At 67.0% G+C, this 9410-nt stretch carries 9 protein-coding genes and 1 riboswitch; of the genes, 3 read left to right on the top strand and 6 right to left on the bottom strand.

Annotated elements, in window-relative coordinates:
* A partial coding sequence (locus C4V41_RS60260; protein ID WP_146104299.1) for an MFS transporter occupies positions 1–680 on the top strand: 680 nt, incomplete at its 5' end.
* Between the two features lie 32 nt (positions 681–712).
* On the opposite strand, the gene C4V41_RS60255 is transcribed toward C4V41_RS60260, so the two are convergent.
* The 4 genes from C4V41_RS60255 to C4V41_RS60240 form a co-directional block, all read right to left on the bottom strand.
* Positions 713–985 carry a hypothetical protein gene (locus C4V41_RS60255; protein ID WP_103964987.1) on the bottom strand — a complete coding sequence of 91 codons (273 nt, stop codon included), beginning with the start codon at positions 983–985 and terminating at the stop codon, positions 713–715.
* A 229-nt stretch (positions 986–1214) separates the two neighbouring features.
* A complete protein-coding gene (locus C4V41_RS60250) occupies positions 1215–1688 on the bottom strand; it encodes a CHAP domain-containing protein (RefSeq protein ID WP_235031105.1) in 474 nt (157 codons plus the stop codon).
* Positions 1689–1863: 175 nt separating this feature from the next.
* Positions 1864–2008: riboswitch (cyclic di-AMP (ydaO/yuaA leader) on the bottom strand.
* Positions 2009–2443: 435 nt separating this feature from the next.
* Complete coding sequence (locus C4V41_RS60245; RefSeq protein WP_200825055.1) at positions 2444–3760, bottom strand: MFS transporter; 1317 nt, start codon at positions 3758–3760, stop codon at positions 2444–2446.
* A 482-nt stretch (positions 3761–4242) separates the two neighbouring features.
* On the bottom strand, positions 4243–5958 hold the full coding sequence (locus tag C4V41_RS60240; protein ID WP_103964985.1) for an LVIVD repeat-containing protein: 1716 nt from the start codon (positions 5956–5958) through the stop codon (positions 4243–4245).
* A gap of 380 nt (positions 5959–6338) precedes the next feature.
* Here C4V41_RS60240 and C4V41_RS60235 point away from each other — a divergent pair, with 380 nt between their 5' ends.
* The gene (locus tag C4V41_RS60235) at positions 6339–7703 is read left to right on the top strand and encodes an LVIVD repeat-containing protein (protein ID WP_103964984.1); all 1365 of its coding nucleotides are present in this window, start codon (positions 6339–6341) and stop codon (positions 7701–7703) included.
* Between the two features lie 190 nt (positions 7704–7893).
* Positions 7894–8193: a hypothetical protein gene (locus C4V41_RS61570; RefSeq protein ID WP_146104298.1), complete on the top strand. Its 300-nt coding sequence runs from the start codon at positions 7894–7896 to the stop codon at positions 8191–8193.
* Here the strand turns inward: C4V41_RS61570 and C4V41_RS60230 are convergent.
* Together C4V41_RS60230 and C4V41_RS60225 are read right to left on the bottom strand one after the other, a co-directional pair.
* On the bottom strand, positions 8159–8986 hold the full coding sequence (locus C4V41_RS60230) for a sulfite exporter TauE/SafE family protein (protein WP_103964983.1): 828 nt from the start codon (positions 8984–8986) through the stop codon (positions 8159–8161). The two genes, C4V41_RS61570 and C4V41_RS60230, sit on opposite strands and share 35 nt — an antisense overlap.
* Before the next feature lie 114 nt (positions 8987–9100).
* Positions 9101–9410: chromate transporter (locus C4V41_RS60225; protein WP_146104297.1), on the bottom strand; the 310-nt coding region annotated here is incomplete at its 5' end.

Here is a 9410-nt window from a genome sequence, read left to right as displayed (position 1 = left end):
CCCGCCACCGCGAACCACTGATGCGCCTGTCCATCTTCCACACCCCCAACCTCGCCGCCGCCAACCTGACCCAACTCCTGCTCGGCGGCGCGTGGATCCCCATGTGGTTCTTCCTCAACCTCTACCTGCAGCAGGTCCTCGGCTACAGCGCCTTCCCCAGCGGCGCCGCGCTGCTCCCGATGACCGTCCTCATCATGATCGGCATGATCACCCTGGCACCCCAGGCCATCAACCGCCTCGGCCCCAAACCGACCACGATCACCGGCCTGCTCCTGCTCACCGCCGCAATGGCCTGGCTATCCCAGATCAGCCCCAACGGCGACTTCGCCACCGACGTCCTGCCCGCCAGCCTCCTCGCCGCCCTCGGCATGTCACTGGCCTTCATCCCCTCCCTCGGCACCGCCATCTCCTCCGCCCGCCCCGAGGAAGGCGGCCTCGCCTCAGGCATCGTCAACACCAGCTACCAAGTAGGCTCCGCACTCGGCCTGGCCGCCATGACCGCCCTAGCCGCCGCCAACGGCTCCAGCCGGACCGGCGACCTGCCCGCACTGACCAACGGCTTCTCCGCCGCCTTCATCGGCACCGCCGGCATCGCCCTCACAGGCGCCCTGATCGCCGCAGCGACCCTGCGCACCCGCACCACCGCCCCAGCCGACGAGCTGACCGCCTCCCACGGCTGAGCAAAGGAGAATCCCATGTCCATCCTCATCGCCTACGACGGCTCACCCGACGCCCGGCAGCCATCGAAGAGACCACACGCCTGTTCCCCGGCTCCGCCGCCGTCGTGCTCTACGCCCGGCAGCCGTTGGAAAACCTCGCCGCCCACCTGGAAGGGCACCCTGCTCTGGAAGATCTGCGCGACCTCGACACCAGGACCTTGGACGCCTCCGAGCGACTGGCCGCCGAAGGCGCCGAACACGCCCGGGCTCTCGGGCTGAAGGCCGAGCCGCGCCTCCGTACCCGAGGAGGTCGTCGCTGACGCCATCGTGGACGTGGCCGAGGAGATCGTCCTCGGATCCCCCGGTCACCGAGGGCTGCGGGCACTACTGTCAGGCAGCGCCTCCACCCGGGTCATGCACTCCACAGGCAGTACCGCTGGCCGCTGCCCGCCGTGACAGCAGACGACGTCGTTACAGAACAACACGGGTGGTGCAGGAGCTCCTCCTGCACCACCCGTGTTTTCCTTGACCATCGCACTGGCAAGGAGCTTGAGATCAGACCTTGTACTCGGGGTAGCCGTAGCCCACGACCTGGGACTTGGGCCGGATACGCTGCTCCACCTTGCCGTTGCCGGTGTTGCCTTCGATCGTGGTGATCGTGCCGTTGCCGTTGTCCTGCTTCACCAGACCCATGTGGTCGATGCCCGTGGTGCTCTTGCCGTTCCAGTCGTAGAAGACCACGGCGCCGGGCTTGGCGAGCGTGCCCCACTTGCTGTTGGCCTGGAACCACTTGGCGTAGGTCACGGTGTAGGCGTCCCAGCCAACTGTAGGCCGCGCACCGGCCTTCTCACCGACCCAGGAGACGAACATCGCGCACCACGGAGCGTTGGCGTAGGCCTGCACACTGCCGCCGTCACGGGCGATGGTCTCCTGTGCCCGCTGGGAGGACATGTACCAGCTGTGGAACGGTGTCCCACCACCAGCGGCGTTCTCCGTCACGCCGATCTGCGACTCGGCGATCCTCAGCAACGCCTGCGCGGATGCCGGACTCGCCGACTTCTGGGACTCATGGTCTGCGGCGAAAGCCGGGCTAGCGGCGAGAACGGCACCGGCTGCCACACTCGCCCCAAGGGCGAACCGGGAAAGGCGAGCGGACGCCAGGGCACGGATAAAGCTGGTCTTGGCCATTACTGGGATTGCTCCTTGCTTGCTTCCATACCGCCTACCGGGTTAGCTGACGGGTTCGGGCGTGGAAGTGCCCTACGGGCGCCTGTGGGAGACGCGCCGATTCACCCCAGGAATATTGGGTCCCCGGCTCCGCGAGATCGCGAATTAGGCGGCCGCGTCACACCACATACGTGCTGGTGAGACACGGGCTCGGCAATGTGAGAGACGTCACGCAACCTGCTGTGCCGCCAGGCGTAACGCCTTGAGTCATTGAAGGTAAGCGAACGGCATAGAAAGATGCAAGTGGAGTCCTGGAGCAGGCAACGCAACCCCTTATGCCATAGGCGATTGCGGCACAATTCTTTACCTACTCCCGATAGTAGGTGGAGTTTCCCAGGCATTTCCGCGCGGACTCAGGACGCATCATGCGGGACCGGGACCGAAAGTGCGCTCAGGACCGACCAGGCCCGGCACCACCGGCCTTTCTGCCCAAGTCAGGCTCTTCACCCGGCTCCTCAGGATGGGTCGGTGACGTATTCGGTGGTGCTGGTGTGAGGGAGATGGGCGATGGCGTCGAAGGACTCGAAGATCGGCGCGGGAAGATCTCCCCTCGGCGGTCAGTGACGATGTGCCACTGGCTCAGGATCGTGGTGATGCGCCGGAACCGGCTGCCGACGGTCGATTGCCGCCCAGGTGATCAGGGCTGCGACCAACCCAGCACTGGTCAGCAGCCCACCCACCCAGTTGACCGAGGACAGGCCTAGCCCGCCGTCGATGGCCGCGCCGCCGAGATAGATGCCGATGGCGCTGCCGAGGGTGAAGGCGGAGATGTTGGCCGCTGACGCCACATCGGGTGCGTGCCCGGCCGCTGCCATCACCCGCAACTGCAGCGGTGCCACCACCGCGAACGCCGCGGTGCCGAACAGCAGCATCATGGCCACGGTCGCCACCTTGCTCTCGATCGCGACGTTCATGGCGAACAACGCGATCGCCAGCGCACCGAGCGTACCGAGCACCGCGGGCATGATCTCCTTGTCGGCGAGACGTCCGCCAAGGGTGTTGCCGGCGAACAGGCCGACTCCGAAGAGCAGCAGCAGGGGCGTGACCCAGGCAGGGCTGAACCCAGTGATCTCGGTGAGCTGAGGCGCGATGTAGACGTAGCTGGTGAAGACACCGCCGTACCCGAGCATCGTGGTCAGTAGTGCCCCCCAGACGGCCGGTCGCTTCAGCGCGGCCATCTGCTCACGCATGGACGGCCCTTGGCCGCCACCGCCCAGATGAGCCAGGGCGTGGGCGTCCAGCCCTTCGAACTCAGCCCCCGCCGGCGCATGGTGGTGCTCTTGGTGGTCATGGTGTTCGTGCTGAACGGTCCGCGGTGCCGCCACGCGGGGCAGGGCTGCGAGCAGCCCGAGCAGCGCCAGCCCACCGAAGATCACCAGGGTCCAGAAGGTGAACCGCCAGCCGAAGGCCTGGCCGACCGCCGCACCGATCGGTGCGCCGAGAATCGTGGAGGCGGTCAGACCTGAGAACACGACCGCCACGGCGCGGCCCTTGCGTGCCCGGTCGACGAGCTCGGCAGCGAACACGGCCGCAATGCCCAGGAACGCCCCGTGAGCCATCGCGGAGACGATCCGGCCCGTCATGATGACCTCGTAGCCAGGGCCGAGTGCCGAAATCAGGTTGCCCAGCAAGAAGACGCCGGTGGTCAGCAGCAGCATCGGCCGTCGACCGAATCGGGTGCCGAGCGCGGTGAACACGGGGGCGCCGATGGCCACGCCGAGAGCGTAGACACTCTCGAGATGACCCACGGCGCCAATGGAGACCTCGAGGGCGTCGGCTATCTCTCGTACGACTCCGGCGACGATGAACTCGTCGGCGCCCATCGCGAACGCGCCGAGCACCATCGCCCAGATCGCTAGTGGCATCTTCCTCATCGCAGGCTCCCATTGACCTGGAAGGGACGGCGTGCGGGCCGCGATCCACAGTCCGGCACACCCTGACGCGCATCGAAGCGCCATACCCCAGCGGGGTATTCCCTGAAGGCGAAGGATTTCTTGGCAGTCAAGCGAGGTGGCGCTGAAGACCGAGGTGCGGCAGTGCTGTGGGCCCGCCGCACAAGGCGCGCACGGGGTCAGGCCCCCCGTCTCTGCCGCCCTCCACGCGGCCGCCTGTGGACGAGGCTGCCGGCCCGACAATCTCGGCTTCGCGACCGCGCCCGCTTCCCTTCCCCTCGGCGAGATATTGCCTTGGCACGAGGGCCGCATCGGCGAGGAGGACGAACAGCAAGCCGGCCCTGCGGCTGCGAGGGTCGGCTTGACGCCTTGACACTATGATGCATAGTAGACCGCGTGGCTACCTGCCTATCGAGCAGCGACACCACAGGGGGCCACGGCGGATCCCGCCGTGGCCCATGCGCTCATCCTCCGGTGTAGCGGAAGATCCAGAGCCCGCTGTCCCTGTCGCTGCCGAAGATGTACATCTTGTTCTTGATCTTCGCGGCTTCGACGCCCCAGAAGTTGTTGCCGTTGGCGTCGATGTACCTGCCGACCTCCTTGATGCCCCACGGCCCCACCTTGATCACCCGGATGCCGCCGGCGTAGTAGGACAGGTAGGCCAGATCGCTGCGCTCCGGGTCGGCGGCGACCTCGTGCACGCTCAGGTCACCGAAACCGGTGGTGAAGGCCGGATCGATACCCTCCTTGATCGCATAGTTGTCGATCTCCCTGAGCGTCCTGGCATCGAGCAGATGTACGGTGCCCCAGCCGTCGAACGTCGTCGTCGCCCCGACACCGGCGCCGAGCGTGCCGAGCGCGGGCATGTCCTCCGCGCCCGGGGTCATGTACTCAGGGGGGTCGCCGAAGAGCAGGTGCCCGACCCGGTGCCCGACGCAGATCGCCGAGGCGGTGATCGTGAACTCGTGCCCCTGGCCGCCGCAGAAGAACCCGTCCGCGAAGCGGCCGTTGCTGGTCGCCACGTGACTCTGCATGACGATCACCTTGTCGTAGCCGGCGAGTTGCCCGGACTCGACCTTCTTGGAGAAGAAGCAGACGCCGCGGATGAACACCACGGCGTCCGCGCCGGTGGCGGCCTTGGTAGGCACCTCGGCCCGGTCGCTGACGCCGTTGCCGTCGGCGTCCTCCTCACATCCGCTGCCGCCCCATACGGTTCTTGTCGCCTGGAAGGTCTGCCCGGGGAGCGTGCTGATCGGGACCGTCCAGCCGAACTCTCCCGCGCCGTACGTCCCGGTATTCGGCCCGTCAGTGACCTGGAAGGCCGTCCGCACTGGGGAGAAGTCCTCGTCGGTGCCAATGATGAAGCGGTTGTCGGTGGTCCATTCCGCCTGGTGGCCGTTGCCTTCTGGCGGGCTGAAGCCCAGCAACTTCTCCGGGTCGGGATAGCGGGAGTCCGCGACGTAGGTGGGGTTGGCGGGGTCGTCCAGGTTGAGGATCACCCAGCCGGCGTCCCAGTAGGAGATCAGGCCGAGCCAGTGGCCGCGGATCTTCTTGATCTGGAAGTCGTGGTTGAAGACGGTCTGGCCGTTCGCGCCCACTTCGGAGTTGGGCCAGTCGGCGATGCTGGTCTCCGCGATGAGCACCGGGTTGCGCGGGTCGGTGATCTCCATGATGTCAACGTCACCGACCGACTGCTCCAGGTCGTCGGACATCATGGCGAACACGCGACTGCCTGCCTGCCAGGCGAAGACGCTGTGCTCGTCGTTGGCCACCGTCTGGGTGCCGTCGTTGAAGTCGCCCTTACCGATGGCCAGCGGGACGATGTTCTTCGGGTCGGTGACGTCGTAGATCGACATGCCGCCGACGGCCTCGGGAGCAGCCGAGCAGATCTCGTTGTTGGTGACCAGGATGTCGCCCTTGAAGGCCGCCGTCTTCACCTTGATGACCTGCATGCCCTCTCCCGGGAAGGACCCGGCTGGGAAGGCGGTGAAGGACACTTCCTTGGGCGTGTTGGGCTTGGACACGTCCACCGTGTAGAAGCCGCCTGTGCCGCAGGGGTCCGTGTTCAGCCTGCGGGCCGCCAGATAGGCGTGGTTTCCGAAGACGGCGACATCCGCGATGTGACCGGGGCGGTTCTCACCCGTGGCGCCGCTCACGTCGAGCTTGGCCACGAGCTGCACATTCTTCTTCGTACCTGGTAGATGCCCGTCGGTGCCACCGTGCTGATGGTCCTGGCCGGCGATCTCGGGATCCTTTGCTTCGGATGCCAGCGCATGCTGGACCTCTTCGTCTCGTCTGCAGGGGACACGAGTAACATGCGCGCGCTGATCGGACGGTACGTCCTACAGCGTGTAGGAGGAAGAGCCACTTCCGCATGTGGCCAGATTTGTGTACTTTTCAACGCCCAAAGTGATCACCGGAAGTGTGGCGGCCCTCGGCATCGAGAACTCGCCGTTTTCGAGGTTGTCCTTTATTGACATCTCCTACACAGCGTCGGACACTTTGCAGGTTTCACCCACGAAGGGCGCACCCCAGGCGTTGACTCCCGCAGGAGCGTGCCATGCGAATTCCGTCCCGATTACCGCTGCTTCTCGCCGTCACCGCAGGCCTGACACTCTTACTGCCGCAGGCCGCCGTGGCCGATCACATCGAGGCCGCGAGTACGTTCACCACCAGCAAGAACATGCACGCCATCGGCTTCTCCCCCGAGGCGAACACGATCACCCCGTTCACCGCCAACTCTGACCTCGCCTTCTGGCGGAACCGCGCCTACCAGGGGCACTACAACGGCTTCCGTACCCTCGACATCAGCAACCCGGCCCGGCCCAAAGAGGTCGTCTTCCAGGAGTGTCGCGGCGACCAGGGCGACATCGTCGTCTGGGACAGGATCCTGGTCCGCTCGTGGAACTCGCCTGCGCCCGCCGGAGCGACATGTGACGGTCAGCCGGTGGCCGAGGGCTTCGAAGGCGTACATGTCTTCGACCTCAGCAATGACACGGATCCGGCGCTCGTCGGCTCAGTGGAGACAGAATGCGGCTCGCACACCGCCACGATCGCCCCTGACCTGCGCAATCGTCGTCTGATCGTCTACAGCAACGTCTCCAGCGGTTGCGACTTCGTCGACGTCATCGAGGTGCCGATCGCCGACCCGGCCGTCGCCCGGCTGCTGCGTACGGAGCCGCTCGAGGGTCCGTTCACGACCGGGGTCGCGCCCGGCTGCCACGACATGGGCGTGATCCAGGGCTCTGCCAACCTGGCCGCCTGCGCCAGCGCCGACGGGACCAACGTGTTCGACATCGGCCGGAACGCCTGGGCCGGTGGCAGCCTGGAGGACCCTGTCTTCCTCTACACGATCAGAGAGCCGGGTGTCGGCGACCTTACCCAGGGCTCCGGGCGGTGGCATTCGGCCTCCTTCACCTGGGATGGAAAGGTGATCATCCTCGGCTGGGAGCCGGGTGGCGGAGCAGGTCCGCGGTGCACGGCGACGGGTACCGCACTGCCCGGCGGGGTCGTGCAGACGGACACGCACAAGTCGCTGTTCTTCTACGACGCGGCGACCGGCGCCAAGCTCGGTCAGTGGGTGCTGCCACGACCTCAGACTGTGGAGGAGAACTGCACGCTGCACAACTACAACGTGATCCCGCTGAGCCACCGGTACGTCCTGGTCAGCGGCAACTACCAGTCCGGGATCAGCGTCCTGGACTTCACCGACCCGGCCAGGGCCAAGGAAATCGCCTACGCCGACCCGGCTCCGCTCGTGCCCACGCAACTCGGCGGCGACTGGTCGACGTACTGGTACAACGGCCTGATCTACGAATCCGACATCACCCGCGGCCTGCTGCTCTGGAAACTGCTCGACGTACGCACGCTCGGACGCCCGCAACACCACCTCAACCCGCAGACCCAGGAGACGACTCTCCGCTGACCGCGCCGCGCCGGCCGTAGCCGCTAGGGACGACTCGGCCGGCGCGACGCTCCCCGCTGACCTGCCCTTGTCATGGGAGCCACCATGCGCCCGAGGACAGCCTGACGATCTTCGACGTGACCACCAAGTCGGCGCCGGTTCAGCTCTCTCGTACCACCTACAGCGGCCGCGGCTACACCCACCAGGGCTGGTGACCGAGGACCACCCCTACTTCTTTCTCAACGACGAGACCGACGAGCAGAACTTCGGCCACAACACCCGCACCCGCGTCTTCAACACGGCCAACCTGACCAACGTCGCACTGCTCGGCTTCTACTCCGGCCCGACCACGGCAATCGATCACAACCTTTACATCAAGGGCAGGTACTGCCAAGTGCCACGACGGCGTCAGTGGGCATTGCCACCGATGTCAGTGGCACCGCCACGAAAATCCGGGCCCCGGGGCGCGCCGGTGGTCACGCGCCCGGAGGAGCGTGGCGGGCCAGCTTGACCGCCGAAATCAGCAAGACGGCGGCCAGGAGGGGGGTGAGAAGCAGGTCGGAGATGACGCCGAGCAGCAGGCCGCCCAGCAACGCGCCGCTGACCGAGCCCGCGACCATGACCGCGATGAAGCGCAGGTTGGCGCGCAGCACGGCGAAGCTGCCGTCGCGGCTGTAGCGGGCGAAGGCGACCAGCATCGTGGGCAGGGACACCAGCAGGGACAGGCTGCCGGCGGTCTTGATGTCGACGGTGTACAGCAGCACGATCGTGGGGATCAGCAGCTCGCCGCCGGCCACGCCCATGATGGCGGCCACCACGCCGATGCCGAATCCGGCCGCGACCCCGGCGACCGCCTGTACCGGGCCGGGCAGGGTCAGGGTGCCCAGGGCGGCGGTGTGGGTGAACACCAGCGCCGCGGCCATGCCCACCATCAGGGCCGCCAGCACCTTGTACAGCGTGGCGGTGCGCATCCGCACCGCCCAGGAAGCGCCCGCCCAGGCGCCGATCAGGCTTCCGGCCAGCAGATTGACCGCGATCGTCCAGTGCGCGCCGAGTTCGGTGAGCGGGACGGCGGCCATCCTGGCCGGAAGCGCTGTAAGCACGACGATCAGGCTCATCGCCTTGTTCACGATGACCGCGGCCAGGGCGGCGAAGCCGAACAAGCTGATCAGCAGCGGCAGCCGGAACTCGGCGCCGCCCAGGCCGATCATGCCGCCGAGCGCGCCCACCACGGCGCCGGCGGCGAAGGCCAGCGGGAGCGAACGCGCCGTGCGGGCGGGCATGGCGGCTTCGTCGGTGCTCATGCCCTGCCACCCTCCATGCCCTGCCGCCCTCACCTGCCTGTGGCCGTTGGGGCGGGCGCGGCCGATCTACCCTCTCGCACTCCCGCGACGTTTCCCAGCAGCGGGGGGCCGGCCTTACGGCAGCAGGATCGTGCCGATGCCGAGCAGGGCGCAGATGCCGATGATGCGCAGCATCGGCCATTTCAGGACGAACGTCATCACGAGCGCGGCCACGGTGATCGCCGCGGCGACGGGGCTGAGCGTGCCCAGGTCGGGGAGCGGGAGGTTGAAGGGGCCCCACGTCCAGGTGAAGGTGCGCCCGAACAGGGTGTGCTCGGCGAAGTAGAGCGCCAGGTTGGCGATGACGCCCACCACCGAGGCGGTGATGCCGGTCAGCGCCGCGCTGATGGCCGCGTTGTGCCGCAGCTTTTCGACGTACGGGGCG

This window comes from Nonomuraea solani, from assembly GCF_900108335.1.
GTDB classification, from domain to species: Bacteria; Actinomycetota; Actinomycetes; order Streptosporangiales; family Streptosporangiaceae; genus Nonomuraea; species Nonomuraea solani.
Note: the sequence above shows the minus strand (reverse complement) of the source record. Positions and strands in the feature narration are given on the sequence as shown.